The sequence below is a fragment of the Lysobacter sp. MMG2 genome, from assembly GCF_016735495.2.
Lineage (GTDB): Bacteria > Pseudomonadota > Gammaproteobacteria > Xanthomonadales > Xanthomonadaceae > Lysobacter_J.
Map to the genome: position 1 here is coordinate 1285634 of NZ_JAERQY020000001.1, position 25072 is coordinate 1310705.

Consider the following 25072-nt stretch of genomic DNA (forward strand, 5'->3'; position numbering starts at 1 on the left):
CCAAGCGCGGCATCATACTTCGTCCGCGACGACGATACCTGGGCAAGCCCGCGCGCCAACCTTCTCTTGGAGCAGGACGCCGCGATCGCGCAGACGGGCGAGCGCCTCGTGCTGCCAGGCGCCGCGTTCAGCTTCGCCGAGCCAGCACACGATCACGTCGCCCCTTTGGACCTCGAGGACGTCGTCCCGGAGCGAATCGACGGGAAGACCAAGCAACGACGTGGCCAGTTCGCGAGCGTAGCGGTAGCGCCGTTCTTCCTGTCGAACATTCACCAGCTCGGTACGCCAACCGGGACGAGGATCGGCAAGAGCCTCACGCGCCCATTGCGCGAACTCGGCCCAGCCAGCGCTGCCTTCGTGCGGCGCACCGCTTACGTCGATGATCCATTGCCGCGCAGGCTGACGCGCAGGGAACGTGTTGGCCGCGGCCTCTGCGATTGCGATCAGGTCAGGTTCGCTCGCCCGATCAACGTGAGCGCCGATCTGCCTGACCATCGCAAGCTCGCCATCGAGTTGCCTGTCGTAGAATTCCTCAATGCGCTGGTGATACAGCTCGGCGCATGCCCTGGGAGCATGGATGTCCGCGATGATCCTGGCGCCATTGCGTCCAAGATCCTTGCGCAATGCCTCCTCACCCCACAGACGCTCCAACGCGCTGACAAGATCGGCATCCGCGAATTCGTCATCGATTACGACGACGGCCTCACGAGGCAGGTCCGCCATCGAACCGTTGGCATTGACGATGGTCGCCAGCCCGTAATTCATGCAGTCGTACACTGCCGCGGAAGTTTCGCCACGCGAAAGCGTGCGCAACTGGACCGCAACGTCAGCCGCAGCCAGGTAGGCCTGGTACATCTCAGTATCAGCCCAGCCGGTGATGCGTACCTGCCCGCCGAGGCGCCGCTCGTCGATCGCATGTTGCAGGCGCACACCGTACTCGCCCGTGGCGTTCTCGCCGACGAACAACAACTGCGACTTCGCCTGACGGCTCAGGGCAGATGCGGCCCATGCGTCGAGGATGCGCGCGCTCAGTTTCGTGGCAGCGACGTGACCGAAGCTGCACACAACGAAGTCGTCGCGATCGATACCCAATAGCGCGCGTGCCTGCTCTCTGTCGATCTTCGCCGGTGGATCCCGCAGGAGCGGGATCTCTGCCCATTGCTCACTGGTTCCCGGCCCATACCAGGTATCGGCAAGGCGCTTGGCATAGCGTGAATGCACAATCATGCCGACGTTGCCCGTGAGCACGTCGAAGTTGCATGGGTACTTGTAAACCATGTCGCTGATGTCGACCGACGACGCATTGTCGACCAGCGCGGGGTAACCGTGGGATTGGTAAAGCTGCCGCATCCAGATCGCTGGTGATCCCGCGATCGCCGCCAGATGCGCGCGAATGCCGCTGAGGAAGAAATCATGCAGCACGACCACGCCCGGGTACGTCTCCATTAGATCGAACATGTGCGCATGGAACTGCGAATTGCCGACCTGGTAGACGATCCGCTCGTAGTCCCCGTGGTGCTCAACGAACCATTCCACGCTGCGCACCTCTGCGCACGCGCTGACCTGGGGCGCGACGAACCCGTCCTGCGCCACGATGACGTCGATCTCGTAGAAGCGCGACAGCTCGGGCATGAGTTCCGCGCTGTAGTTCGCGATCCCGCTCCGCTCTGGCGGCAGCGGGGTAAGGAGTGCCATGCGTGGACGCCGTGCGGGAACGGCAACCGATGCCTGTTCCGACGCAGCGATGCGCCGAGCGGATTCTTCGAACGCCCCAAGGGCGCGACGCGCGCTTTCCTGCCAGGAGAATCGCTGCGCCTGTTCGTACCCATGGCCGACGAGATCGGCGCGGAATGCTTCGTTCGTCAGCACCTCGAACATCTTGGCCGTCATCGCCTGGTCGGAGCGCGGATTGAAAAGCGCATCGCGCCGTCCCACTACTTCGGGAAGGCTCGATGCATCCGCCGCGATCACGGGCGTGCCGCAATGCATCGCCTCAAGCACCGGCAGGCCGAATCCCTCATGGATGGAGGGAAACACGAACGCCTTGCTGAGGTTGTAGAGCGCAACGAGTTCGTCGTCGGACACGAAGCCTGTCAGGACGAGTTCGGATTCCTCCAGCCCTGCCGAGCGTGCGATTGCATGCAGCGTCTGCCGGCTGTCGTCCGTCACGGAGCACACGACAGCCAACTGGTGCGCGCGGCGGACATCGGGCGGGAGGGCCGCGAAGGCACGAATGAGCCCCTCGATGTTCTTCCGGTAATCGATCCCGCCGGTGTACATCACGAAGGGACGCACCAAGCCAAGCTTGCTGCGAAGTGCCAGCTCCGCTTCCGCGCTCACCTCGATGCGGCGGAACCGGTCATCGGCGGCAGAGGAAATGTTGACCACGGCGTCGGACGGAAACTCCAGGTACTCCACCGCCTCCTGCCGCGCGGATTCGGAAATCGCCAGCAGCAGGTTGGCACGCTTGAGCTGGTCGATCTTGGACAGGTACCAGGTCGCAGACGCCGGGTCCGACAGGTACTTCTCGCGATGGATGTACGGAATCAGGTCGTACAGCGTGGGGGCCACCGGGGTTCGCCCGGAGAATCGGCCGATGCTGGTGACGGCTGCGTCGCTCATGCCTTCGAAAAGGCTGGTGACATGCACGAAGTCGGGCTTGAGCCCCGTCAGGAAACACTCCCGGAGGATCTCATCGGCCACGCGACGCGCGGGCGAGAGGTGGCCGCCAGAAGGGTGCCACACGCGGATCGCATCCGATGGCAGCAGGCCGCTGAATGCTTCGCGGAGCGGCTCGATGCTGTCGGCCAGCGCGCCGTTGAGAGCGATGAGGATCTCGTGATCGCCTGCCTGCCCGGCCATCGCCTGGGCGAGTGACAGCGAGTAACGTCCGATCCCGCGGAACCGGCTGACACTCTGCGCACCCTGCAAATCGATCACGACCCTCATCACGCCGCTCCCTTTCTCGAAGCCTCACGCAAGGCATGCAAGAACTGCTGACCGCGGACGGAGAGGACTTCATCGGCCTTCACCGGCTCGCTGCTGGCCGCGACGAGCGTCTGCATCCGCGCGGTTTGCTCCCAGGCCCTGAGGCGCGCGTCCGCGCTCGGGACGAGTCCCACGATAAAACCCCTCAGTGCCGGTCGACGGTTGATCGGGCCGGCGACGGCGACGAAGAACGGGCTTGCGCCCCGCTTCACCCCTCTTTTCGCCGCGCCCACGAATTTGGCTGGCGAGCGAAACAGCATGCGCAACACGCGTCCAGTGAAACGGATCGGCCACGTCACTCGCCACGACAAGCTGCTCGCCATCAGGGCCACCTGATGTTGACCCTGCTGCGCTTCCAGTTCCCAACGATGCGCCTGCTCGCGCAGGTTGGCGATGGTTTCGTGTGACTGCTTCCACTCCCGCGCAAGCCACTGTCCCTGGGCAAGCTGTTCCTTGAGCAGTTCATCGAGCCGGTTGCGCGCGCTTTCGACGTTTTCAAGGTCACGCCGAAGACCCGCCACGTTCGACTCGGAAGCGGCCAGCTCGTTGCTCCACTTGCGCTCCTGCTCGGCCCATTGCTCGCGCCACCGCGCGCCAAAGGCGGACGTCGCCGTGCCGCTCAACGACACGCCATCGAACACGTTCGGCGGCACTGCGAATGCCGCGACGAGTTCGGGGTGCTCGGAGGAAACGTAGAAGCGGTTGAGGCCGTCGAAGTAGACGAACTCGTACCCCTTCTCGACAAGGATGGGATCCCACTCGTGGTGGTTTTCCACCTTCGTCATCGGCAGCGTGCTCTCCACGACGACGACCCAGGGCCGCACGGGCGATTCGCGCCAGCTGCGCAGCACCGAGGTCTCGGCGCCCTCGACATCCACCTTCAACCAGTGCACGTCACCGGGGGCACGCGCGAGCACTTCGTCGAGCGTAATGGAGGGCACGACGGTTTCGATGACTTCGAACTTGCTGGAGTGGCGCTCGGCCAGTGTTGGATCCAGCGTGCTCAGACCGGTCTTGGGCATCTCGTAGAACGAGAGCGTGCCCGGCGTGTTGGAGACGGCCGCATGGATGACCACTTCGTCCGGACGTGCAGCGCGCAGCTGCTGCGCGTACGTGGTGGCCGCGTCCACATGGATTCCCCGCCAGCCCTGTTCGTAGAACATGCGGCTGACCGAGTCCTCGTCGGGGCTCTGCGCGCCGATGTCGATGTAGGAGCCGTGCTCGACATGGCCGAGGGCCCGCCAGAGCATGACGTCTTCGAAGTTCTGAGCGTAGGAAATCAGTCGGGTCATGGATGAGATGTGGAAGTCGTGGGCGCGGGGGCGGAAAAGTCCGGCCTCATTCGCGCGAGTTCGCGCTCGACCCGGCGCCGCCGATGTCGAAGCGTGCATCTAGCCAGTTGCTGCCGATGAACGTCGGCGACGAAACGTTCATCACGTCGAAAACGAGCAGGTTGTCGACCCACTCGTAGTTGTTCACCAGGTGGGTGTCCGTGCTCACCAGCGCCGGCGAGACGGAGTAGGAGCCCGGACCCAGCGTGCAGGTGAAGTTCATCGCGAACTCCACCGTGTCGCCCGCCTTGAGTCCAGAGCGCACCTGTCCGGTGTGCCAGGTGTTGGTGCCCCACACCACGTGCCCCTGCCGGTCGCGGAGCATGTACCCCAGGACGAGCTGCGGGACATCGCCGTGGATCTCCGCGCGCAGGCGCAAGTTCAGGCGCTGGCCGACCGTCGCCATCGACACCTCGCTGCCGGTGTCCGCATCGAACAGGCGCAGATCGACGATGCGCGCCTCGCCGGTTCCGCTGCGGGTCTGCAGCCAGCCCGCCTCGTGGCGAACCTGTTCGATGGAGCCGGCTTCGTTTTCCTTCTCGGCGATCATCGCGTTGTAGAAATCGACCACCTCGTCGGGCGCACCGTCCTTCACGACCCGTCCCTTGTCGAGCAGGATCACCCGGTCGCACAAGGTGCGCACGTCGCCCATGCTGTGGGTCACCAGCAGGATCGAAACGCCCTGGTCGCGATAGGAACGGATGCGATCGAAGCTCTTGTGCTGGAAGTAGCTGTCGCCGACAGACAAGGCTTCGTCGACGATCAGCAGGTCCGGCTTGAAGGCCGTGGCCACGCTGAATGCCACGCGCATCTGCATGCCGCTGGAATAGGTGCGCACGGGCTCGTCGAAGTACTCGCCGATCTCGGCGAAGGCTTCGATGTCCGGCATGGCTTCGGCGATCTGCGCCCGGCTGTATCCCATCAGGCCGGCCGAATGGAAGGCGTTCTCGCGGCCGGTGAGGTCCGGGTTGAATCCCATGCCAAGTTCGAGGATCGCGGCGATGCGACCGCCGGTGGCAACACTTCCCTCGGTCGGTCGGGTCGTGCCGGTGATGAGCTTGAGCAGCGTGCTCTTCCCCGCTCCGTTCTGGCCGACGATGCCGACCGTCTGTCCGGCTTCCACCGCGAAGTCGATGCCGCGCAGGACCCAATGCTCCTCGGCAGGCCGGACCGGAGCGCCGAACCACGAAGCTGCGCGCAGCCACTCGCTGCGCCAGCGGCGATAGGCCTTGCCCAGGCCCCGGGCTTCAAGCACACCGCTCATAGCGCGTCCACGATTTCAGGGCTGGCGCGACGGAACACGACCAGCGAGACGACAAGCAACGCGATGATCCCCACGCAAAGCCACAGCAGCTCCCTCCACAGCGGAGCGGTGCCGAAAACCAGCACGTTCTGGTAGCTGGCCACCAGCGGATACAGCGGGTTGAGCTTGAACCAGAACTGGAACTTCTGCGGCATGATATTCGTCACGTAGACGATGGGCGTCAGCCAGAACAACGCCTGCAGCACTACAGGCACCACCTGCCCGATGTCGCGCATGAACACGTTCATCACGCCAAGGATCAGTCCGAGCCCCATCGAAAGGGCGAGCGTGATCAGGATCAGCAGGGGCAGCCACACGATGTGGTAGCCCGGGAAGTGGCCGAGCACGGCGAACACCAGCAGGATCGCCGCCAGCAGCAATACATTGGTGACGAGCATGGTGCCCGCCGCGATGAGCGGAAGGCAGATGCGCGGAAACGCCATCTTCTTCATCAGGTTGCCGCTGTCGATGAACAGCGAAAGGCAACGCGTGACCGTCTCCGTGAAGAGCGTCCAGCAAAGCATGCCCGCCATCAGGTACAGCGCGTAGGCGTACTTGTTATCGATGCCGGGAAGCTTGGCGGCGAGCACTTCGGAAAGGATCGTCGCAAAGATCAGCACCTGCGCGAGCGGGTGGATGACCATCCACAGCCCACCCAGCTTGCTGCGGATGAAACGCGAGCGCAGGTCGTTACGGATGGAGGACAGGACAAAGAAGCGATAGCGCCATGCGGCGAGCAGCATGTCCATGTCACTTACCCGCGAATTGCGAAGCAGCAGGCTGGTTCATCGCGCGCTTGTGTCCAGCGCCCGGTCGATGTCGTTACGCAGATCGATCTCATCCTCCACGCCCACACTCAAACGCACCAGATTGTCGGTGATGCCCAGCGCCGCGCGGCGTTCGGCCGGGACGGAGGCGTGCGTCATGATCGCGGGATGGTTGATCAGGCTTTCAACGCCGCCCAGGGATTCGGCCACGGCGAACAGCTCGCAGCGCTCCATCATGCGGCGTGCAGCGGCTTCGCCGCCCTTGACGTAGATGCTCACCATGCCACCGAAACCGTGCATCTGACGCTTGGCCAGTTCGTGCTGCGGGTGCGCGGCCAGGCCCGGATAGATCGCCTTCTCGATCGCCGGATGCGTCTGCAGCCATTCCGCCAGGGCCTGCGCGTTCTCGCAGTGCGCCTTCATGCGCAGGTGCAGCGTCTTCAGGCCGCGCAGGGCGAGGAAGCTGTCGAACGGGCCCTGCACGCCGCCGATGGCGTTCTGCAGGAAGGTCATGCGATCGGCGATCTCGGCGTCGTCGCCCACCACCGCCATGCCGCCGACGATGTCGGAGTGGCCGTTGAGGTACTTGGTCGCCGAGTGCATGACGATGTGCGCGCCCAGTTCCAGCGGGCGCTGCAGGATCGGCGAACAGAAGGTGTTGTCGACCACGACGATCAGGCCGCGCTTGCGGGCGATCGCGGCGATCTGCGCGATGTCCACCAGCTTCAGCAGCGGATTGGTCGGCGTTTCGATCCAGACCATCTTCGTTTCAGGGCGGATCGCCGCTTCGAACGCGGCTGCGTCGCTCAGGTCGACCCAGCTGAAGTCCAGGCCGGCGGAGCGGCGGCGGACGCGCTCGAACAACCGGTAGGTGCCGCCGTATACGTCGTCCATCGCGATGACGTGGCTGCCGGAATCCAGCAGTTCCAGGATCGTCGACGTCGCCGCCAGACCGGAGGCGAACGCGAAGCCGCGGGTGCCGCCTTCCAGGCCGGCGACGCAGCGCTCGTACGCGAAACGGGTGGGGTTGTGACTGCGCGAGTACTCGAAACCCTGATGCACGCCCGGGCTGCTCTGGGCATACGTCGAGGTGGCGTAGATCGGGGTCATCACCGCGCCCGTGGTCGGGTCCGGGGACTGTCCAGCGTGAATCGCGAGGGTACCTAGACCGGGCTTCTTCGCCCCGCCTTCGGCATGTCGTTCAGTCATTACGTCCTTCCAATTCCGCTAGCATGGGCGGCCGACGATTCTAGCACCGCACATGAGCCCTCCCAGGCGTTTGCCCTCGGATTTCAGCCGCAGTGCAGCTTATCCGCTGTTCGCGTTCGATCCGGCCGAAAACCGGGGCTGGGTGCTTCATTTCGAAGCAGATGACTACCGCCGGGCGAGCTTCCTCGACCGGCGCTCGCTGGGCCGCAGGGACGTCTCCGGCTGGACCGTCGACCGGGCCGAACTGGAAGCCGCGCTGGCCCGGACCGCGCCCCTGCGCGACGTGCACTGGCTGTTCCACATCGGCCACTGCGGCTCCTCGCTGGTGAGCCGACTGCTGGACCTGGTGCCCGGCGTGCTCGGCTTGCGCGAACCCCTGCCCCTGCTCACCCTCGCCCACGGCCGCGAGGATCCGGTGGTCACCGCCTGGGAAGCGCCTGTGCTGGCGTCGCTGGCGCGCGGCTTCGCCGACAGCACCGCGGTGATCGTCAAACCCACCAGCGTGGTCACGACCCTCGCCGATCGCCTGCTGCCCACCACCGGCCGCGCATGCCTGCTGTGGGTGGACCTGCGGACCTGGCTGGCGACCATGCTCCGCGACGCGCAGTTGATCGAAGGTGTGCTTTCGACCGAGCCCCTGCGCCTGGCCGGACAACCGGATCTGCCGGCGGCGGAGAGCGATGGCGCCCGCCTGGCCCGTGCCTGGCTGGTCGAGCAGCTGCGCTGGCGGCAACTGGCCGCCGAGCCCGAGCTGTCGGGCCGCCTGATCGACCTGGATTTCGCCGACGTGCTGCTCGATCCGGCGCCGACCGTCGCTCGACTGGCGGCCCACTACGGTCTGCAGGTGCCGGCGGACTGGACGCAGCGCATCAAATCGTCGGAGCTGCTCAGCCGGTATTCGAAGGACGGCGGCGCGCATTTCGACGCCAGCGCGCGACGTCGCGAACTCGCCGTTTCCGCACAGAAACATGCCGATGGCATCGGCGATGGCCTGGCGTGGGCGCAGGCCGCGCTCGCCGAAAGCGGACACGCCGACCTCGCCGCACGACTGCAACCGCGCGGCTGATCAGGCCAGGAACGTCGTCATCGCGTAACGCGTGCCGCGCTCGACCGGCCGCACTTCGTGCAGCAAAGAACACGAGAACACCAGCGCCGCGCCGGTGGGTGGGGAAAACAGGTGCGGGCCGAACTCCGGATAGCGGAATTCGCCGCCGACGTACTCGCCCTGGTTGAGGTTCACTGACAGGGCGAAGCGGCGATAGGCCACGTCGGGCGTTTCGTTGTCGCGATGCGCGCGGAAGTAACCCGCGTCTTCCGGATACGCCAGCAGCTTGAACGGATCGCGCCGGCGCACTTCGAAGTTGAACGCGCGCGCGATCTCCGGCAGCGCGCGGCGCAGCAGGCGCTCGTGCATGCGCGCCTCCAGCTGGGGGTCGCGCGGATTCACTTCGCGGCGTTGCTTGATGTCCGGATCGACCTGCAAGCGCTGTTGGCCGTCCTGCAGCACCAGCACCGCCGAAACGTCACCGCCGCCGCAGTCCACTTCCAGGTGGCGGATCAATGCCGCGCACAGCTCCGGTTCGAACACGCCGGGAATCTGCAGGACCGGCGCGATGGCGAGCGTGCGCTCGCCCGGCAGCGGCGCGACTACGCTCGCGATCTGCGGCGGCGCGTGGAGCGGCAACGGATGCGACGCCAGCAGCCGCAGGTTCGCATCGGCCTGCCAGAGCAGGCCCGCGCCGACTCCCGCGCACCAGCGGGCATCGGCGGAAAACGCGTGCCAACCGGCGGGCGCACCCTCCGTCACTTCCGCACCGACACACAGCGCCGTCACGCCCGCGGGAGGCGACGGAAGATGCGCGGCGGCCTGCGCGTCGACGGGCGTCGCCAGCCACAGCGGTGCGCCCGCGAATTCGGCGTGCAGCGTTCGACCGGAACCGTCGGCGGCGCGCAGGCGCACGTCGGGGAGGCGATCGCCCGGCAGCCAGTGCGCGGACGCCGCGGCGTTCATTACTGCACGCGCCTGCGCAGGTAGTTGAGCAGGTCGATGCGCGTGATCAGGCCGATGAACTTCTCGCCATCCACCACGATCGCCACGTGCCCGCGATCGAACACCGGCAGCAGCGACTCGATCGGCGAACGCACATCGATCTTGTCGAGCTTGCTCACCATCGCGGTCGACACCGGATCACGGAAGCGCGCTTCGTCGCCGTACACATGCAGGAGCACGTCGCTTTCATCGACGATGCCGACGATGACGTCGCCGTCCATCACCGGGAGCTGCGAGACGTCGTAGAGCTTCATGCGCTGGTAGGCGGTGACCAGAAGATCGTTCGGACCGACCACCACCGTGTCGCGCTGCGAGAACGGGCGCAGGATCAGGTCGCGCAGGTCGCCGGTGGGCTGGCGCGCGAGGAAGCCGTTGTCGAGCATCCAGAAGTCGTTGTACATCTTCGACAGGTACTTGTTGCCCGTGTCGCAGACGAAGACGAGCACCTTCTTCGGCGTCGTCTGCTCACGGCAGTACTTCAGCGCCGCGGCGAGCAGCGTGCCGGTGGACGAACCGCCGAGGATGCCTTCCTTCTCCAGCAGCTCACGCGCGGTGAGGAAGCTTTCCTTGTCGCTGATCGCATAGGCCTTCTTCACGCGGGTGAAGTCGGAGATCGGCGGCAGGAAATCCTCGCCGATGCCCTCGACCATCCAGCTGGCCGACTTGTCCGACAGCGTGCCGCGGTTGATGTACTCCTCCAGGATCGAACCGACCGGATCGGCGAGGATCAACTCGGTGTGCGGCGACTTCTCGGCGAAGCAGCGCGACAGGCCGGTCATGGTGCCCGAGCTGCCGCAACCGAACACGATCGCGTCGACGCCGCCGGCGTCGGCCATCTGCGCGAGGATTTCCGGGCCGGTGCCGAATTCGTGTGCGGCCGGATTGTCCGGGTTGCCGAACTGGTTGATGAAGTACGCACCGGGCGTTTCGCGCGCCAGTCGCTCGGCGAGGTCCTGGTAGTAGTCCGGATGGCCCTTGGCCACGTCCGAGCGCGTGAGCACGACCTGCGCACCCATCGCCTTGAGGTTGAAGATCTTCTCGCGGCTCATCTTGTCGGGCACGACCAGGATCAGCTTGTAGCCTTTCTGCTGCGCGACCAGCGCCAGGCCGATGCCGGTGTTGCCTGCCGTGCCTTCCACGAGCGTGTCGCCGGGGCGGATCTTTCCGGCCTTTTCCGCGGCTTCGATCATCGACAGGCCGATGCGGTCCTTGATGGAGCCGCCGGGGTTCTGCGATTCGAGCTTGAGGTAAAGCTCGCACACGCCGGTGTCCAGGCGCTGCGCCTTGATGACCGGCGTGTCGCCGATCAGTTCGAGTACGGATTGATGGATGCTCATCGGGGCAGTTTAAGAGCCCCGGGCGAATGGCGGGAATAGGCCGCAGGCATCAGCCCATGACGCGGTCGTGCTTGCGCGGCGCCGGCAGACGTGCGGGGGCAGGCGCCCATGGGTGGGCGCCGTGCGGAGTCAGGCGGGATCCTTCGCACCGGGGCGGCTGCTGGAGGCAGCCGCCCCGGTTCCGGGAGACGCGGGCGGAGAGACCGACGAGGAAGTCGCCGCCCGCGGCGAGGAAGTGGGTGGGCGTCAGTGGTGTTGCAGATCGTACATGCGGACCAGGCGGTCCTTCGCAGCCAGCTTTTCGCGCTTCATCTGCGCCAGCGTGATGTCGTCGATGGGGAGCACGCCCAGTTCGGCGTCCATCACCTTCTTGTCGAGATCCTTGTGGCGCTGGTAGAGCTGCTTGAACTCCGGGTTGGACTTCATCAGCGCGTCGATCTCTGGCTGCGGTCGTTCTTCGAACATGTAATGCCTCCTTCAGCGGGTAGGGAAGCCCGGACGCAGGGTCCGAGCCCGTGCAGAAGGCCCCGCAGACAAAAACGCCCCGGTCGTCAGACCAGGGCGTTGCGCGGGGTCATGGAGGAGCAGGTCACCGGCGCCGGCTTCACAAGGACCGGCCCCGGTCTGGCGTGGGGCGGCGGGGTCCTGCGAGAGGGGCGTTGACGTCATCGACCGTGCTCATCGCCGAGCGGAAAACAGGCCGCTCGGGTATTTGACCCTACTCCTCCCTCCCCCGGTCGGCAAGGGAGAAGAAGGCGGGATGTGAGCACGGTCCCGAAGGTCGCGACGAGCGGGAGGCGGCCGTGGCCGCGCCCCCCGCGGACTCAGCGTAACTACTTGTTTTACTTGGACTGAACGAGGACTTCGGTGCGATCAGTCTTGCCACTCTTGCCGCTGACCTGGACCTTGCCCTGGGGCCAGCCACCGGCCACCAGCGCGTCGCGGACGGCCTCGGCACGACGCTGGGCGAGCTTGGCGTCGACCGCCGTCACGTCGACCCGCACGCCCGGCGACGAGGACGCGTCGGCATAGGCCGCCAACGTCTTCACGGTCGTCTGCGCGCCGTCGCTGAGGCTGGCCTTGCCGGCACCGAAGCTGCCCTTGGCCAGGGCGAAAACCTCGCCCCGGTTGTCCCGCTTTGCGGCGGGCAGCTTGCCGCCGGTGACCAGTTCGGCCTCCTCGCGGGCAAGCTTGGCTTCGCGCTCGCGCGCGGCATTCAGGCGGGCGGCCTGCGCACCGGCAACGCCCTTCAGCGCGGTCTCGACGTCCTGCAGCGATGCCGCGTCGGCCTCGCTCTGCACGCGCAGGCGCTCGGCTTCCTCGGCCTGCATCTGCGCCTGTAGGCGCAGGCGTTCGCTCTCGGCCCGGGCGCGGGCGGCGTCCTGCTGGCTGGCTTCGACCAGCAGTTCGCTGCGCTCGCGATCCAGGCGATCGAGTTCGCGCTGCATCGACTGGCTGCGCGCGGCGGCTTCGGCGATCTGCACGCGCCGCTCGGCGACGTAGAGCGCGCCGGGGCGGTCGCGCTTGGCGGCCTGGTCCAGCGTCGTCACGGCCTGTCGTGCCTGCAGGCGTTCGTAGGCGGCGAAGGTGTTCATGGACGGGTCGGCGTCCAGCACGGTCAGCCGCTGCGACAGGCGCGTGGCATCGGGATTGTCGGCGGCGAAGGCCGGCGCGGCGGCGACGAGCGCGGCCAGCGCGGCCGGAAGGATGAGGCGGCGAAGGTTCACGGCTGGCCCTCCGTCTGCAGGCGGCGGCGCAACTCGGCGACTTCCGCGCGACGCTGGTTGAGTTCGGCGGTGGCCAGCGCTTCGCGGCTCCTGGCGTAGGCCAGGTCCGCGTCGGCCGCCGCCGCGAGGGCGAGGCGGCGGGCGTCGTCCTCGTCGCCGGAGCTCATCGCGGCCTGGGCCTGGGACAGGCCATTGCGGGCCACGCCCAGCTCCTGCGGCGCGTACTGGTCCGCGTCGGCACCCTCGGCGCGGGTCACGGCCTGGCGGGCCGCCGACAGCTCGCCGGTCGGCGGGGGCACGGAGGCGCAGGAGGAGAGTACGGAAGCGAGAACTGCAGCCAGCAGAGGTATTCGAATTTGTGCGAAGCTTGGGCGCATTGGGGAGGCCGTGCCTGTGGTAGACGCCCGGCCATTGTCGTAAAGCCGCCGCCGAGCTTGCAACGGGCACGACGGTGTAAGAAAAGGGGTTGCTTGCATGGACATCGGCTATTTCCTGAAGCTGATGACGGAAAAGAACGCGTCGGACATGTTTTTGACCACCGGCGCGCCGGTTTACATCAAGGTCGAAGGCAAGCTCTATCCCCTGGGCAATACCGGCCTGCCGCCGGGCATGGTCAAGAAGATCGCATACTCGTTGATGGACGAGGGGCAAGTTCCGCTGTTCGAGCGTGACCTCGAACTGAACATGGCGCTTGCCCTGCCCGAAGCCGGCCGCTTCCGCATCAACGTGTTCAAGCAGCGCGGCGAGGTCGGCATGGTGATCCGCGCCATCCGCAGCGTGATCCCGTCGATCGAGGAACTGCAACTGCCGCAGGTGCTGAAGGACATCATCATGGCCCCGCGCGGCCTGGTGCTGATCGTCGGCTCCACCGGTTCGGGCAAGTCGACCACGCTCGCGTCGATGATCGACTACCGCAACAGCAACATCTCGGGTCACATCCTCACCATCGAGGACCCGATCGAATACCTGCACAAGCACAAGAAGTCGATCGTGAACCAGCGCGAAGTCGGCCTGGACACGCACGCCTTCCACAACGCGCTGAAGAACGCGATGCGCGAGGCGCCGGACGTCATCCTGATCGGCGAAATCCTCGACGCCACTACGATGGAAGCGGCCATCGCGTTCGCCGAAACCGGCCACTTGTGCCTGGCGACGCTGCACTCCAACAACGCCGACCAGACGCTGGAGCGCATCCTCAACTTCTTCCCGGAAGCGGCGCACAAGAACGTGCTGATGAACCTGGCGCTGAACCTGCGCGCGGTGGTCAGCCAGCGACTGGTGATCGGCACCGACGGGCGCCGCCTGCCGGCCGCGGAAGTGCTGATCAACACGCCGCACATCCGCGACCTCATGCGCCGCGGCCAGGTGCACGAGATCAAGCAGGCGATGGAGGAAACGCTGGAGGAAGGCATGGAGTCCTTCGACCAGTGCCTGTTCCGCCTGCACAAGGAAGGCAAGATCGACATGGAAGAGGCCCTGAAGGCCGCCGACTCGCGCGAAGGCCTGGCGCTCAAGTTCCGCCTCTCCGAAGGCTCCAGCGGCGAGCACGATCCGTACGCGGACATCTACGACGCCGCGACGCAGTGATGGCTCTGGGCTCCTCTCCCTGCGGGAGAGGGGCCGGCAAACGAAGACGCGCCCTCAACCCACCGCGGGCGCGTCGGGCTGCTTCTCCGGCCGTGCCGCGTCGAACGCCGGCAATGCGAGGCAGGCCTTCTCGATGCGCATGATCGTTGGATACAGCGACAGATCGACTGCGAAACGGCGCGCGTTGTACACCTGCGGCACCAGACAGCAATCGGCCAGCGTGGGCGAATTGCCCTCGCAGAACGCCCCGGTCGAAGGGTGATCCGCCAGCATCGCCTCCAGTGCGGCGAACCCCTCCTTGATCCAATGCTGCACCCAGGCGTCGCGTTCGGGCTGCGGCACGTGCCAGCCGCGATCGAAGTGCTGCAGGACGCGCAGGTTGTTGAGCGGATGAATGTCGCAGGCCACCACCTGTGCGAGCGCACGCACGCGCTGGCGATCGCGCGCCGCGGCCGGCAACAAAGGCGGTTCCGGCCAGGTTTCGTCCAGGTATTCCAGGATCGCGACCGACTGCCGCATGATCCGGTCGCCATGTTGCAGCACCGGCACCAGCTCCTGCGGATTCACCTGGTGGAACGCGGGCGAATGCTGCTCGCCGCCGTCGCGGACCAGGTGCACGGGCACGGTCTCGTACGGCAGCGATTTCAGGTTCAACCCGATGCGCACGCGGTACGCCGCGCTGGAGCGCCAGTACGAATACAGCCGCAGATGCTCAGCCGCCATGCCCATCCCCCACAGACGCCGCGCGTCCGTCTGTGCGCGGCGGGATCGCCGCGCACGTTGCCTGATTCAGGCGTTGCCGCCCTTCTCGATTCGCTGCTCGATCGCCCCGAACACGCTCTGGCCATCGCGAGACAGCATCTCGATGCGCACCGTGTCGCCGAAGCTCATGAACGGCGTGATCGGCTTGCCGGTCTCCAGCGTCTCCACCGTGCGCTTCTCGGCGAAGCACGACGCGCCCAGCGAGGTGTCTTCGTTGGCGACGGTGCCGGAGCCGACGATGGTGCCGGCCGACAGCGGACGCGTCTTCGCCGCGTGCGCGACGAGCTGGGCGAAGTCGAACTGCATGTCCACGCCCGCTTCCGGCGCGCCGAACCATTCACCGTTGATGTGCGTGGTCAGCGCCAGGTGCACCTTGCTGTCCTTCCACGCGTCACCGAGCTCATCCGGCGTGACGAACACCGGGCTCAGCGCCGAACGCGGCTTGGACTGCAGGAAGCCGAACCCCTTCGCCAGTTCGTTCGGAATCAGATTGCGCAGCGAGACGTCGTTGACCAGCCCGACCAGCTGGATGTGCGAGGCGGCCTGCTCGGGCGTCGCGGCCATCGGCACGTCGTCGGTGACGATGACGACTTCGGCCTCCAGGTCGATGCCGTACTCCTCGCTCGGCACGCGCACCGGGTCGCGCGGACCGTAGAAGCCGGCGCTCACGGCCTGGTACATGAGCGGGTCGGTGTAGAAGCTCTCCGGCACTTCGGCACCGCGTGCGCGGCGCACGCGCTCCACATGCGGAAGGTAAGCCGAGCCGTCGACGAACTCGTAGGCGCGCGGAAGCGGTGCAGCCAATGCGCTCATGTCGAGATCGAACGCACCCTCGACGTTGCCGTCGTTGAGCGCCTCGTACAGCGCGTTGAGGCGCGGCGCGGTGTTCGACCAGTCTTCCAGCGCGCGCTGCAGCGTGTCGGCAATGCCGGCGGCGCGCACGCCGCGCGCGAGATCGCGCGAGACCACGATCAGCGTGCCGTCGCGGCCGCCTTCCTTCAGTGAACCAAGCTTCATCGAAACTCCCGGATTCCAGCGCTGCCGCGCGATGGTTTCAATTGTAACGACTGCGCGCGACGTGGCGAGACATCAACCAGAACGCAAAGCGAGGGCGCATTCTGACAGCGCCTCTGGAACGCCGCAGCCCCACGGCGCGCGGCCGATTCCGGTGCGCGCAGGATCGCACACGAATCACAGGCAACAAAAAACCCGCCTTGCGGCGGGTTTCTTGTTTTGTCTGGCAGCCCCGGAAGGATTCGAACCTCCGAATGTCTGAGTCAGAGTCAGATGCCTTACCGCTTGGCGACGGGGCTATGGGACAGATTGTAACCCAAAAACGATTAGCGCTTGGAGAACTGCGTAGCGCGGCGGGCCTTGTGCAGACCGACCTTCTTACGCTCGACTTCACGCGCGTCGCGGGTCATGAAGCCGGCCTTGCGCAGCTCGGACTTCAGGGTTTCGTCGTACTCGACCAGCGCGCGGGCGATGCCCAGGCGGATCGCACCGGCCTGACCGGTGATGCCGCCGCCGGCGACGGTGACGACGACGTCGAACTTGTCGGTCGACTGGGTGAGTTCGAGCGGCTGGCGCACGATCATGCGCGCGGTTTCGCGACCGAAGAACTCATCCAGCGGACGCTGGTTGACGGTGATGTTGCCAGCGCCCTTGCGCAGGAAAACGCGGGCGGTGGAGGACTTGCGGCGGCCGGTGCCGTAGTTCTGCTGGAGTGCCATGGGATGTCTCTAAGAAGGGGTCCGAATCAGAAGTCCAGCGGCTGCGGCTGCTGGGCGGCGTGCGGGTGCTCGGAGCCCTTGTAGACCTTGAGCTTGCGGTACATGGCGCGGCCGAGCGGATTCTTCGGCAGCATGCCCTTCACGGCGATCTCGATGACGCGCTCGGGATGGCGCTCAAGCGCCTGGGCGAGGGTCTCGGTCTTGAGGTTGCCGATATAGCCGGTGAAGCGGTGGTATTCCTTGTCCTGCAGCTTCTTGCCGGTAACGACGATCTTCTCGGCGTTGATGACGACCAGGTAGTCGCCCGTGTCGACGTGCGGGGTGAACACCGGCTTGTGCTTGCCGCGCAGACGGCGGGCGAGCTCGGAAGCGAGGCGGCCGAGGGTCTTGCCTTCGGCGTCTACGACGTACCAGTCACGCTGGACGGTCTCGTTCTTGGCGGTAAAAGTCTTCATGACTGGTCTTTTATGGTGTTCCGGTCGGGCTGATTCCGTGAGGGTTTCCGGCAAGGCCGGACCGGCGGAATTTCGCCACGCGTTGTCGAGGGGGTAAAACGAAGAGGCGGAATGATAGCCGGCCGGGCCGGCCGCCGCAAGTCGACCGCCCCGGGCCGCTAGAATCGCCGGATGCCGCCCGCCACCCCGTCGCCCCGTCCCGCCGTGCCTGACCCGCTGGTGGCCCTGGCCGACCGTTGCGTGCAGTGCGGCCTGTGCCTGCCGGCCTGCCCCACGTATGGGGAGGCCCGGATCGAAGCCGAATCACCGCGCGGCCGCATCGCCCTGGCGCGTGCGTGGGCGTTGGAGGCGGTGGAAGAGACCCCGGCCGGCGAGGCGCACCTGGACCACTGCCTGGGCTGCCGCAGCTGCGAGGCGGTTTGCCCGGCCGGCGTCCGCTACGGTGCCCTGCTCGTCGAAGCCCGTACCCGCCAGCGCAAGCGCCGCCCCGCGGGCCTGCGCCAGCACGCGATCGAGGCCCTGGCGGCCCGCCCGACCCTGCTGACCTTGATATTGCGCGTTTACGGCCTGCTGCACCCGCTCCTGCCCGCGGCCTGGCGCCCGCTTCCGGCGCCGCCACCTCGCCCGTCCCGACAAGCCGCACCTGCCCCGTTCCCCGGCGACACCGCTCTCTTTGTCGGTTGCGCCGCCGACGCCTATGAATCCGAGGTGCGCGCGGCGGTGTCCCGCTGCCTTGCCCAGCTGGGGATACAGGTGAGCACGCCGGCCGGCCAGGGTTGCTGCGGCAGCCTGCACGCGCATGCCGGCAACGCGACCGGGGCCGCGGCGCTCCGCCAGCAGAACCTGCGCGCCTTCGCATCCGCCCGGACCGTCCTCACTTTCGCCAGCGGCTGCCATGAAGCCGTGGCCGAAGCGATGCCCGCTTCGACGCGCACCGTCGATGCGGTGGCGTTCCTCGCCGAGCAGCTCGCCGCACGCGCCGGCACCTGGCAATGGCGCACCGGCCGGGAGCGCATCGCCCTGCACCTGCCGTGCACCCAACGCAACGTCGTGCGTTCGGCGCCTTCGTTGCGCGCGCTGCTGTCCACGGTGCCGGAGCTGGAGGTGGTCGAACTCGACGCCAACCTCGGCTGCTGCGGCGCATCGGGCACGCAGATGCTCGAAGACCCCGAGCGTGCCGCGTCCTTCCGCGCGCCCCTGCTGCGTCAACTCGCCGAGAGCGGCGCGACGCGGCTGCTCAGCGCGAACCTGGGCTGCCGGCTCCATCTCGCCAACGGCACGCGGATCCCGGTGCAGCATCCGCTGGTGTTCCTGGCCGAACGACTGGAGACCGTCCCTTCACCGCGTCCTCCTTCCGGCGACGCGTAAACTTCCGCCATGGACACGTCTCGCCAGCTCACCCCGCTCGACCGATTCCTTTCCGACACCCAGCGCGCGCTGGACACCGTGTTCGGCGCGCCCGGCGCGGAGCGCCCGAACCCCGCCCGCGACGTCGCCCAGATCGAACTCGACGAGGACGAGCGCCGCCACGCCAGCGGCCTGATGCGCATCAACCACGTCGGCGAGGTCTGCGCGCAGGCGCTGTATTGCGGCCAGGCCGCAGTGGCGCGAGACGAGACGACGCGCGCGCACCTGCTCGCCGCGGCGCAGGAGGAAACCGACCACCTGGCCTGGTGCGCCGACCGCCTGCGCGAACTCGACAGCCGCCCCAGCCTCCTCAATCCGCTCTGGTACACCGGCAGCTTCGCCATCGGCGCGCTCGCCGGCCTGCGCGGCGACGGCTGGAACCTGGGCTTCGTGGTGGAAACAGAGCGCCAGGTCGAGGCGCACATCGACGAGCACCTGGATTCGCTGCCCGCCGCCGACGCACGCAGCCGCGCGATCCTGGAAGTGATGAAGGCCGACGAGGCCCGCCACGCCGATCACGCCGAAGCCGCCGGCGCGCGCATCCTGCCGCCGCCGGTGCCGTCGCTGATGGCGGCGGCGTCGAAGGTGATGAAGGCAGTGGCGTACAGGTTGTAGTTCGGGGTTCGGGTCCGGGAATGGAGCAACAAAAAGGCCCGCAGTGCGGGCCTTTTTGCTTTCGTTCCTGGCTCTTCGCTCGTGCGAATCCCCAATCCCAAATCACGAATCCCGGCTTCAGTCAGCCAGATTGCGCCCGTGATAGAGCTCCTCGATCTCCCGCCGCAGGCGCGCTTCGATCTTCATGCGCTCCTTGAACGACAGGTTCTTGGCCTTCTCCTCGAACAGGTACGTGTCGAGGTCGAACTCCTTCAGGTGCATCTTCGTGTGGAAGATGTTTTCCTGGTAGACGTTCACGTCGAGCATCTCGTAGCGCGACTTGATGTTCTTGGCCAGGTAGTCCTGGATCGAGTTGATCTTGTGGTCGATGTAGTGCTTCTTGCCCTTGATGTCGCGGGTGAAGCCGCGCACCCGGTAATCCATGATGACGATGTCGGATTCCAGGCTTTCGATCAGGTAATTCAGGGCCTTCAGCGGCGAAATCACGCCGCAGGTCGCCACGTCGATGTCGGCGCGGAAGGTCGCGATGCCGTTGTCCGGATGCGTCTCCGGATACGTGTGCACCGTGATGTGCGACTTGTCCATGTGTGCGACGACCGCGTCGGAGATGATCTCCTTGCCGGCGTCCTTCTTGTCGATCACCGGCTCCTCGGAAATGAGGATCGTCACCGACGCGCCCTGCGGGTCGTAGTCCTGGCGGGCGATATTGAGGATGTTCGCGCCGATGATCTCGGCGACATCCGTCAGGATCTGGGTCAGGCGGTCGGCGTTGTACGCCTCGTCGATGTATTCGATGTAGCGACGACGCTCGTCCTCCGACGCCGCGAAGCAGACGTCGTAAATATTGAACGAGAGGGCCTTGGTGAGGTTGTTGAAACCTTGCAACCTCAGGCGAGGCAACGGCTTGACCACGGCAGTGAGATCCCGGTAGGGCGGCGGAGGGCCGCGATTATGAGGCACAAAGCCCCCCGGGGGAACGCGCCCGACCCGCGAGGCCATGCACGACGGCTCCCGGAGAAAGGGGCTGAATCGGATTGCCGTCACAGGTTAGAGTTCAGGGAGGGTGACGCGGTAGGGCGGATATTTGCCCAACGCGTTACTTCAGCCTAAGCTCGACCGATCACATAACCTTCACGCCCATGTCCGCAAACCCGGCTGCAACCTCATCTGTCATGCGTCGCACCAACAGCCCGCTGCTGCCGGACGGTGCAACCATTGAACGCTTCCTGGCCCACTGCCACCGCCGCCGCTACCCCTCGCGGACCGACGTGTTCCGCCCGGGCGACCCGGCGAGCACGCTGTACTACATCGTGTCCGGCTCGGTTTCGATAATCACCGAGGAGGAAGACGGCCGTGAGCTGGTGCTGGGCTACTTCGGCCCGGGCGAGTTCGTCGGCGAGCTGGGCCTGTTCATCGCCAGCGACCAGCGCGAAGTCATCCTGCGCACCCGCAGCACCTGCGAGCTGGCCGAGATCGGCCACGAGCGCCTCTACGACCTGCTGCTGACCCGCCTGTCGCTGGACGCGCCCAAGCTGCTGTACGCCATCGGCGCGCAGATTTCCCGGCGTTTGCTCGATACCAGTAGGAAAGCCGGCCGCCTAGCATTCCTCGACGTCACCGACCGCATCGTCCGCGCCCTGCACGACCTGGCCAAAGAGCCCGAGGCCATGAGCCATCCGCAGGGCACCCAGATCCGCGTCTCGCGCCAGGAGCTCTCGCGCCTGGTGGGCTGCTCGCGCGAAATGGCCGGCCGCGTCCTCAAGAAGCTGCAGGCCGACGGCAAGCTGCACGCGCGCGGCAAAACGGTCGTCCTCTACGGCACCCGCTGACGCGCGTGGGCCGTGCCACCGCACCCGACGAGGCCGCGACGCCAAGGGTGCGGTCGGCCGAACTGGGCGACGCCAGTGACGTCGCCCGGCTGCTCGGGGTGCTGGGTTACCCCTGCACCCGCGACGAGGCCGCCGAACGCATCGCCGTGGTCCGCCACGACCCGCGCCAGCATCTGCTGATCGCCGAAATCGACGGCGACGCCTGCGGCCTGATCTCGCTCTACACGCTCTACTCGGTCGTCCACGGCTGCGAACTGGCCCGCATCACGGGCCTGGTGGTGCTGCCCGAACGCCAGGGCGCCGGCGTGGGCCGCCGGCTGCTGAAGGAGGTCGAGGCGATCTCGCGCCGCTGCGGCGTGCGCCGCATCGAAGTGACCAGCAACGCCAGCCGCACCGACGCGCATGCGTTCTACCGCCAGTGCGGCTATCTCGACGGCTCGATGCGCTTCGTCAAGGCGCTCGGCGACTGACTCACCATTCCAGGGGGGAATGACCATGCAATGCCCGAAGTGCGACTCGACGATGCAGCCGCTCGACATTCCGTCCTCGCGTTCGCTGCGCTGCACGCAATGCCAGGGGCTGTGGGTGTCCGTGGGCGAGGAACGCGAACTGCACGCGCACGCCGACGGCGTGGACACCGGCGACATCGTCGTCGGCCAGCGCTACAACCAGATCGACCGCATCACCTGCCCCAGCTGCCCGGACTGCCAGCTCATCCGCATGGTCGACGCCGCGCAGCCGCACATCTGGTTCGAGAGCTGCGGCGTCTGCTTCGGCCGCTTCTACGATGCCGGCGAACTGCGCGACAGCGCCGAGCACACCGTGATGGAATTCATCCGCGACCTGGACGCGCCCGAGCGCGTCTGAGTCGCGCGGCGGTCAGCCCTTCACGGGCTCGCCGCCGCGATCCTTGCAACCCCAGTTGAGGATCGGCGTGCCCGGCGGCAACACGCGCCGGAACATCGCCACGCGCCGACGCTTGGGATTGACCACCACGGGCTTGCGCGCGGCCTTGAGCAGCGGCAAGTCAGCGCTGCTATCGGAGTAGGCGGCCGCGATCTGGTCGTAGCCGGCATCCCAGATCATCCGCATCTTGTTCTGGTGATGGCAGTGCTCGACGGTGACCATGCCGCCCAGGAACGGCCCGCTGATGCTGCCGATCACCGGCAGATCCTCGTGCGCGACGAAGTCCAGGATCGCCCGCGCCAGTTCCGGCGACGCGCCGGTGGCGATGATCACGCGATCGCCGGCATCGCGGTGCTTCTGCAGCACCTTCAGCGCGATCGGCAGCAGGCGCGCGCGGATGTCCTTCGCGTGCGTGCGCACGTAGTGGTCGATCAGCCGGTCCATGTCGTGACGCCGGTGCGTGCCGATGGTGGCGATCCACAGGTACACGGAGATCGCGCTGCGGCGCGTCGGCAGCCAGGCGATCATCGGCAGCAGCAGCGGCGACAACGCGATCGACGCGGCCACGCGCGCCCAGTGGCGCTTGATCAGCCACAGCACCAGGTGGCTGCCCGAATCGCCATCGTAGAGCGTGTGATCGAAGTCGAACACGACCAGCGGCGCGTACGGCCGCTCGCCGCCCCTGCCCTCGCCCGCCGGCGCGACGGCCGCCGCGCCCGGCAGGTGCTCGACCCGCGCGCCCTCGACCCCCATGTTTCCGGCCGGCGCGTTCATGTGGCGAACAGGCGTTGCAGCGCGGCGCCGGGCTCGGCTTCGCGCATGAAGGATTCGCCGACCAGGAACGTCTGCACGCCGGCCTCGCGCATCTTCGCCACGTCCGCCTGCGTGGCGATGCCGCTCTCCGTCACCAACGTGCGGTCGCGCGGCACGGCGTCGCGCAGCGCGAGCGTGGTGTCCAGCGAAACCTCGAACGTGCGCAGGTTGCGGTTGTTCACGCCGATCAGTTCGCAGTCGGTCTGCAGCGCGCGCTCGAGTTCGTCGATGTCGTGCACTTCCACCAGCACGTCCATGCCCAGTTCCATCGCCAGATTCGCCATCTCCACCATCGGGCCGTCTTCCAGCGCGGCGACGATCAGCAGGATGGCGTCGGCGCCGATCACCCGCGCCTCGTACACCTGGTACGGATCGATGGTGAAGTCCTTGCGCAGCACCGGCAGCGAGCACGCACCGCGCGCCTCGCCCAGGTAGAGGTTGCTGCCCTGGAAGAAGTCCACGTCGGTCAGCACCGACAGGCACGCCGCGCCGCCTTCTTCGTAGCTGCGCGCGATCTGCGCCGGGTTGAAGTCCTTGCGGATCAGGCCCTTCGACGGGCTGGCCTTCTTCACCTCGGCGATCACCGCCGCTTCGTTCGCGGCGTGCTTGCGGCGGATCGCCTCGACGAAGCCGCGCGTGGGCGGTTGCTGCAGCGCGCGCACGCGCATGTCGTCCAGCGGCCGCACGCGGCTGCGCTGCTGGATCTCCTCGGCCTTGCGGGCCAGGATGGTGTTGAGGATGTCGCTCATTCGTCGTGCTTGGGTGTCGTGTTCGGCTTGCCGTAGGCGCGTTCGACCTTGGCCACGCGCAGTTCGTAATGTTCGTACCAGTGCACGCGGCCATGGGCACGCGTGGCGGCGTGTTCGGCGTGCTGGCGCCACGCCGCGATGGAGGCTTCGCTGTCCCAGTACGAGACGGTGATACCGAAGCCGTCCGCGCCGCGCGTGGATTCCACGCCCAGATACCCGGGTTGCGATGCGGCCAGTTCGACCATGCGCTGCGCCGCCTCGCCGTAACCGGCGTCGTCTTCGCCATTGCGGCGCGACGAGAAGATCACCGCGTAGTACGGCGGCGACGGCAGCCGGGCGAACGCATCGTTCGTCATGCGCCCACCGCTTCGCCGGCCAGTTCGCGCGTGGTCGCGACGAACTCCTCCAGCTTGTGTTTCGCCGCGCCGGAGGCCAGCGCCGCACGTGCGCGCTCGATGCCTTCGGCGATGCTGTCGGCTACGCCGGCGGCGTAGATCGCCGCGCCGGCGTTGAGTGCAACGATCTCGCGCGGCAGGCCGGCTTCATTGTTCAGCGCCTGCATCAGCAGGACCTTGGATTCGGCCGCGTCGTTGACGCGCAAGTTGCGGCTGGCGGCCATGGCGATGCCGAAGTCTTCCGGGTGCACTTCGTACTCGCGCACCACGCCGTCGCGCAGTTCACCCACCAGGCTGCCGGCGCCGAGCGAAAGCTCGTCCATGCCGTCGCGGCCCCACACCACCAGCGCACGTTCCGCACCCAGCTCCTGCAGCACGCGCACCTGGATGCCGACCAGGTCCGGATGGAACACGCCCATCAGGATGCTCGGCGCGCCGGCCGGATTGGTGAGCGGGCCGAGGATGTTGAAGATCGTGCGCACGCTCATCTCGCGGCGCACCGGCGCGACCACCTTCATCGCCGGATGATGCACCGGCGCGAACATGAAGCCGATGCCGCAGCGCTCGATGCAGCGCGCCACCTGCTCCGGCTGGAGCTCGATCGCCGCGCCCAGCGCTTCCAGCGCATCGGCGCTGCCGGACTTGGACGAGACGCTGCGATTGCCATGCTTGGCGACCTTCGCGCCCGCGGCGGCCACCACGAACATGCTCGCCGTGGAAATATTGAACGTGTGCGCGCCGTCGCCGCCGGTGCCGACGATGTCGACCAGGTTCGCCCGATCGGCCACGTCGACCGGACGCGCGAACTCGCGCAGCACGGTCGCCGCGCCGGCGATCTCGCCGACGGTCTCCTTCTTCACGCGCAGGCCCGTGAGGATCGCCGCGGTCATCGTCGGCGACACCTCGCCGCGCATGATCATGCGCATCAGCTCGACCATCTCGTCGTGGAAGATCTCACGGTGCTCGATGGTGCGCTGGAGGGCTTCTTGCGGAGTGATGGGCATGGGGGCGGAGGATTCGGGCGTCGGGGCGGGCGCGGATGCGGGGAAACCGGAACGATATCAGCTGCGGACGTGGCTTCGTTCCTTCGTGCCGCTCCGGGCCGCAGC

At 66.9% G+C, this 25072-nt stretch carries 26 protein-coding genes and 1 tRNA gene; 7 read left to right on the forward strand and 20 right to left on the reverse strand.

The features are described 5' to 3' along the window. Window positions 1-12 precede the first annotated feature (12 nt). The 5 genes from JI752_RS05805 to JI752_RS05825 are packed head-to-tail and all read right to left on the reverse strand — an operon-like array spanning window position 13 to window position 7598. Window positions 13-2949: a glycosyltransferase gene (locus tag JI752_RS05805; protein ID WP_216960513.1), complete on the reverse strand. Its 2937-nt coding sequence runs from the start codon at window positions 2947-2949 to the stop codon at window positions 13-15. Further along, complete coding sequence (locus tag JI752_RS05810) at window positions 2949-4280, reverse strand: FkbM family methyltransferase (RefSeq protein WP_216960516.1); 1332 nt, start codon at window positions 4278-4280, stop codon at window positions 2949-2951. The genes JI752_RS05805 and JI752_RS05810 overlap by 1 nt, the downstream gene beginning before the upstream one ends. Window positions 4281-4326: 46 nt before the next feature. Beyond that, window positions 4327-5583 carry an ABC transporter ATP-binding protein gene (locus tag JI752_RS05815; RefSeq protein ID WP_216960519.1) on the reverse strand — a complete coding sequence of 419 codons (1257 nt, stop codon included), beginning with the start codon at window positions 5581-5583 and terminating at the stop codon, window positions 4327-4329. Continuing rightward, window positions 5580-6371 (reverse strand): ABC transporter permease, encoded by a 792-nt coding sequence (locus JI752_RS05820; RefSeq protein ID WP_254200198.1) that lies wholly within the window; start codon window positions 6369-6371, stop codon window positions 5580-5582. The genes JI752_RS05815 and JI752_RS05820 overlap by 4 nt, the downstream gene beginning before the upstream one ends. Window positions 6372-6407: 36 nt before the next feature. Beyond that, window positions 6408-7598, reverse strand: a complete 1191-nt coding sequence (locus tag JI752_RS05825; protein ID WP_216960522.1) for a cystathionine gamma-synthase — start codon at window positions 7596-7598, stop codon at window positions 6408-6410. 52 nt (window positions 7599-7650) lie between these two features. Here JI752_RS05825 and JI752_RS05830 point away from each other — a divergent pair, with 52 nt between their 5' ends. Beyond that, the gene (locus JI752_RS05830) at window positions 7651-8664 is read left to right on the forward strand and encodes a hypothetical protein (protein ID WP_216960524.1); all 1014 of its coding nucleotides are present in this window, start codon (window positions 7651-7653) and stop codon (window positions 8662-8664) included. Here the strand turns inward: JI752_RS05830 and JI752_RS05835 are convergent, their stop codons facing one another. The 5 genes from JI752_RS05835 to JI752_RS05855 all read right to left on the reverse strand — a co-directional run bounded on the left by JI752_RS05835 (window position 8665) and on the right by JI752_RS05855 (window position 13011). Then, on the reverse strand, window positions 8665-9609 hold the full coding sequence (locus JI752_RS05835) for a 2OG-Fe(II) oxygenase (RefSeq protein ID WP_216960527.1): 945 nt from the start codon (window positions 9607-9609) through the stop codon (window positions 8665-8667). After that, window positions 9609-10985: a pyridoxal-phosphate dependent enzyme gene (locus tag JI752_RS05840; RefSeq protein ID WP_216960530.1), complete on the reverse strand. Its 1377-nt coding sequence runs from the start codon at window positions 10983-10985 to the stop codon at window positions 9609-9611. Before JI752_RS05840 ends, JI752_RS05835 begins: the two co-directional genes overlap by 1 nt. Window positions 10986-11231: 246 nt before the next feature. Then, a complete protein-coding gene (locus JI752_RS05845) occupies window positions 11232-11450 on the reverse strand; it encodes a YdcH family protein (RefSeq protein ID WP_216960532.1) in 219 nt (72 codons plus the stop codon). 377 nt (window positions 11451-11827) lie between these two features. Next, on the reverse strand, window positions 11828-12712 hold the full coding sequence (locus JI752_RS05850; protein WP_216960534.1) for a hypothetical protein: 885 nt from the start codon (window positions 12710-12712) through the stop codon (window positions 11828-11830). Then, a complete protein-coding gene (locus JI752_RS05855; protein ID WP_342316945.1) occupies window positions 12709-13011 on the reverse strand; it encodes a DUF4398 domain-containing protein in 303 nt (100 codons plus the stop codon). Before JI752_RS05855 ends, JI752_RS05850 begins: the two co-directional genes overlap by 4 nt. Window positions 13012-13186: 175 nt before the next feature. Here JI752_RS05855 and JI752_RS05860 point away from each other — a divergent pair, with 175 nt between their 5' ends. Continuing rightward, the gene (locus JI752_RS05860; protein ID WP_216960540.1) at window positions 13187-14299 is read left to right on the forward strand and encodes a PilT/PilU family type 4a pilus ATPase; all 1113 of its coding nucleotides are present in this window, start codon (window positions 13187-13189) and stop codon (window positions 14297-14299) included. 54 nt (window positions 14300-14353) lie between these two features. Here JI752_RS05860 and maiA read toward each other — a convergent pair whose 3' ends face one another. The 5 genes from maiA to rplM form a co-directional block, all read right to left on the reverse strand. Then, window positions 14354-15022, reverse strand: coding sequence for a maleylacetoacetate isomerase (gene maiA, locus JI752_RS05865; RefSeq protein WP_216960543.1), 669 nt, complete (start codon window positions 15020-15022; stop codon window positions 14354-14356). Window positions 15023-15088: 66 nt separating this feature from the next. Then, window positions 15089-16078, reverse strand: coding sequence for a fumarylacetoacetate hydrolase family protein (locus JI752_RS05870; protein WP_216960546.1), 990 nt, complete (start codon window positions 16076-16078; stop codon window positions 15089-15091). A 221-nt stretch (window positions 16079-16299) separates the two neighbouring features. Beyond that, window positions 16300-16374 (reverse strand) — tRNA-Gln (locus tag JI752_RS05875). 27 nt (window positions 16375-16401) lie between these two features. Beyond that, window positions 16402-16794, reverse strand: a complete 393-nt coding sequence (rpsI, locus tag JI752_RS05880; RefSeq protein ID WP_216960549.1) for a 30S ribosomal protein S9 — start codon at window positions 16792-16794, stop codon at window positions 16402-16404. A gap of 26 nt (window positions 16795-16820) precedes the next feature. Beyond that, window positions 16821-17249: a 50S ribosomal protein L13 gene (gene rplM / locus JI752_RS05885; protein ID WP_216960552.1), complete on the reverse strand. Its 429-nt coding sequence runs from the start codon at window positions 17247-17249 to the stop codon at window positions 16821-16823. Window positions 17250-17420: 171 nt separating this feature from the next. On the opposite strand from rplM, the gene JI752_RS05890 reads away from it, so the two are divergent. Both JI752_RS05890 and coq7 read left to right on the forward strand, forming a co-directional pair. Next, window positions 17421-18617 carry a (Fe-S)-binding protein gene (locus JI752_RS05890; RefSeq protein WP_216960556.1) on the forward strand — a complete coding sequence of 399 codons (1197 nt, stop codon included), beginning with the start codon at window positions 17421-17423 and terminating at the stop codon, window positions 18615-18617. A 9-nt stretch (window positions 18618-18626) separates the two neighbouring features. Next, window positions 18627-19271, forward strand: a complete 645-nt coding sequence (gene coq7 / locus JI752_RS05895; RefSeq protein WP_216960558.1) for a 2-polyprenyl-3-methyl-6-methoxy-1,4-benzoquinone monooxygenase — start codon at window positions 18627-18629, stop codon at window positions 19269-19271. A 117-nt stretch (window positions 19272-19388) separates the two neighbouring features. Here coq7 and speD read toward each other — a convergent pair whose 3' ends face one another. Continuing rightward, complete coding sequence (speD, locus tag JI752_RS05900) at window positions 19389-20183, reverse strand: adenosylmethionine decarboxylase (RefSeq protein WP_216960561.1); 795 nt, start codon at window positions 20181-20183, stop codon at window positions 19389-19391. A 260-nt stretch (window positions 20184-20443) separates the two neighbouring features. Here speD and crp point away from each other — a divergent pair, with 260 nt between their 5' ends. Genes crp through JI752_RS05915 form a run of 3 tightly spaced genes read left to right on the forward strand, consistent with a single transcriptional unit; the run spans window position 20444 to window position 21967 of the window. Then, window positions 20444-21100 (forward strand): cAMP-activated global transcriptional regulator CRP, encoded by a 657-nt coding sequence (crp, locus tag JI752_RS05905; RefSeq protein ID WP_232338648.1) that lies wholly within the window; start codon window positions 20444-20446, stop codon window positions 21098-21100. Between the two features lie 5 nt (window positions 21101-21105). After that, on the forward strand, window positions 21106-21570 hold the full coding sequence (locus JI752_RS05910) for a GNAT family N-acetyltransferase (protein WP_216960573.1): 465 nt from the start codon (window positions 21106-21108) through the stop codon (window positions 21568-21570). A 19-nt stretch (window positions 21571-21589) separates the two neighbouring features. After that, window positions 21590-21967: a zf-TFIIB domain-containing protein gene (locus JI752_RS05915; protein WP_216960575.1), complete on the forward strand. Its 378-nt coding sequence runs from the start codon at window positions 21590-21592 to the stop codon at window positions 21965-21967. A gap of 12 nt (window positions 21968-21979) precedes the next feature. Here the strand turns inward: JI752_RS05915 and JI752_RS05920 are convergent, their stop codons facing one another. Genes JI752_RS05920 through trpD form a run of 4 tightly spaced genes read right to left on the reverse strand, consistent with a single transcriptional unit; the run spans window position 21980 to window position 24967 of the window. After that, entirely contained in the window at window positions 21980-22780 is an 801-nt protein-coding gene (locus JI752_RS05920; protein WP_254200200.1) for a haloacid dehalogenase-like hydrolase, read from the reverse strand. Further along, entirely contained in the window at window positions 22777-23568 is a 792-nt protein-coding gene (gene trpC / locus JI752_RS05925) for an indole-3-glycerol phosphate synthase TrpC (RefSeq protein WP_216960577.1), read from the reverse strand. The genes JI752_RS05920 and trpC overlap by 4 nt, the downstream gene beginning before the upstream one ends. Continuing rightward, a complete protein-coding gene (locus JI752_RS05930) occupies window positions 23565-23924 on the reverse strand; it encodes an antibiotic biosynthesis monooxygenase (RefSeq protein WP_216960579.1) in 360 nt (119 codons plus the stop codon). The genes trpC and JI752_RS05930 overlap by 4 nt, the downstream gene beginning before the upstream one ends. Beyond that, window positions 23921-24967, reverse strand: a complete 1047-nt coding sequence (gene trpD / locus JI752_RS05935; protein WP_216960582.1) for an anthranilate phosphoribosyltransferase — start codon at window positions 24965-24967, stop codon at window positions 23921-23923. Before trpD ends, JI752_RS05930 begins: the two co-directional genes overlap by 4 nt. Between the last annotated feature and the right edge of the window lie 105 nt (window positions 24968-25072).

Bases quoted from the DNA above. Each gene is read 5' to 3' on its own strand.
- JI752_RS05805 (WP_216960513.1), bottom strand. From the start codon at position 2,949: ATGAGGGTCGTGATCGATTTGCAGGGTGCGCAGAGTGTCAGCCGGTTC.
- JI752_RS05810 (WP_216960516.1), bottom strand. From the start codon at position 4,280: ATGACCCGACTGATTTCCTACGCTCAGAACTTCGAAGACGTCATGCTC.
- JI752_RS05815 (WP_216960519.1), bottom strand. From the start codon at position 5,583: ATGAGCGGTGTGCTTGAAGCCCGGGGCCTGGGCAAGGCCTATCGCCGC.
- JI752_RS05820 (WP_254200198.1), bottom strand. From the start codon at position 6,371: ATGGACATGCTGCTCGCCGCATGGCGCTATCGCTTCTTTGTCCTGTCC.
- JI752_RS05825 (WP_216960522.1), bottom strand. From the start codon at position 7,598: ATGACTGAACGACATGCCGAAGGCGGGGCGAAGAAGCCCGGTCTAGGT.
- JI752_RS05830 (WP_216960524.1), top strand. From the start codon at position 7,651: ATGAGCCCTCCCAGGCGTTTGCCCTCGGATTTCAGCCGCAGTGCAGCT.
- JI752_RS05835 (WP_216960527.1), bottom strand. From the start codon at position 9,609: ATGAACGCCGCGGCGTCCGCGCACTGGCTGCCGGGCGATCGCCTCCCC.
- JI752_RS05840 (WP_216960530.1), bottom strand. From the start codon at position 10,985: ATGAGCATCCATCAATCCGTACTCGAACTGATCGGCGACACGCCGGTC.
- JI752_RS05845 (WP_216960532.1), bottom strand. From the start codon at position 11,450: ATGTTCGAAGAACGACCGCAGCCAGAGATCGACGCGCTGATGAAGTCC.
- JI752_RS05860 (WP_216960540.1), top strand. From the start codon at position 13,187: ATGGACATCGGCTATTTCCTGAAGCTGATGACGGAAAAGAACGCGTCG.
- maiA (WP_216960543.1), bottom strand. From the start codon at position 15,022: ATGGCGGCTGAGCATCTGCGGCTGTATTCGTACTGGCGCTCCAGCGCG.
- JI752_RS05870 (WP_216960546.1), bottom strand. From the start codon at position 16,078: ATGAAGCTTGGTTCACTGAAGGAAGGCGGCCGCGACGGCACGCTGATC.
- rpsI (WP_216960549.1), bottom strand. From the start codon at position 16,794: ATGGCACTCCAGCAGAACTACGGCACCGGCCGCCGCAAGTCCTCCACC.
- rplM (WP_216960552.1), bottom strand. From the start codon at position 17,249: ATGAAGACTTTTACCGCCAAGAACGAGACCGTCCAGCGTGACTGGTAC.
- JI752_RS05890 (WP_216960556.1), top strand. From the start codon at position 17,421: ATGCCGCCCGCCACCCCGTCGCCCCGTCCCGCCGTGCCTGACCCGCTG.
- coq7 (WP_216960558.1), top strand. From the start codon at position 18,627: ATGGACACGTCTCGCCAGCTCACCCCGCTCGACCGATTCCTTTCCGAC.
- crp (WP_232338648.1), top strand. From the start codon at position 20,444: ATGCGTCGCACCAACAGCCCGCTGCTGCCGGACGGTGCAACCATTGAA.
- JI752_RS05915 (WP_216960575.1), top strand. From the start codon at position 21,590: ATGACCATGCAATGCCCGAAGTGCGACTCGACGATGCAGCCGCTCGAC.
- JI752_RS05920 (WP_254200200.1), bottom strand. From the start codon at position 22,780: ATGAACGCGCCGGCCGGAAACATGGGGGTCGAGGGCGCGCGGGTCGAG.
- trpC (WP_216960577.1), bottom strand. From the start codon at position 23,568: ATGAGCGACATCCTCAACACCATCCTGGCCCGCAAGGCCGAGGAGATC.
- JI752_RS05930 (WP_216960579.1), bottom strand. From the start codon at position 23,924: ATGACGAACGATGCGTTCGCCCGGCTGCCGTCGCCGCCGTACTACGCG.
- trpD (WP_216960582.1), bottom strand. From the start codon at position 24,967: ATGCCCATCACTCCGCAAGAAGCCCTCCAGCGCACCATCGAGCACCGT.